This window comes from Arthrobacter sp. Y81 (genome assembly GCF_002929335.1).
GTDB lineage: Bacteria > Actinomycetota > Actinomycetes > Actinomycetales > Micrococcaceae > Arthrobacter.
On the sequence record NZ_PJIL01000096.1, the window covers coordinates 1 to 534 of the forward strand.

Genomic DNA, 534 nt, shown 5'->3' on the forward strand with positions numbered 1-534 from the left:
CAGTGCCGTTGATGCCGACAGGGTTCAGGCCCGCGTTCGTCTGCCTGAATGCGATAACCTGCGCACAAACTGGCTTAACGTGCTGCAGCGCAATACCCAGGATAACAAAGATTACTGGCTCCCTGACGTGGGGGAGCAGGTTGAGGTGCTGCTCGATGCCAACGGCGAGGATGGTGTTATTCTGGGCGCGGTGTATTCAGACGTCGATAAACCACCGTTCAGTGACAAAAATATCCGGGGAACCCGGTTTGCTGATGGTGCAGAGTACAGCTACAACCGGAAGACGCACACTCTGATCATCCGGGGCGGCATTGAGCATATTGTCATTGAGTGTGGTGCTGATGTGGTATTGAAAACACAGAAAGCCACGATTGACGCACCGGAAACCGAACTTACCGGAGATCTGCGTGTCAGGGGTAAGCTGATTTACGAAGGAGGCATGGCGGGTTCTGGTGGTGAAGGTGTTACCGCGACCATCCATGGCAATATCGAGATTAAAGGGAATGCCCATGCCACGGGCAGTATGTTGTCTGA

Annotated in this window: 1 protein-coding gene; it reads left to right on the forward strand. The window is 53.7% G+C overall.

The window, feature by feature from the left end; translation table 11 throughout:
• Positions 1-534, forward strand: a 534-nt coding sequence (locus CXQ91_RS24360; protein ID WP_104176377.1) for a phage baseplate assembly protein V, incomplete at both ends; no start/stop codon positions are given.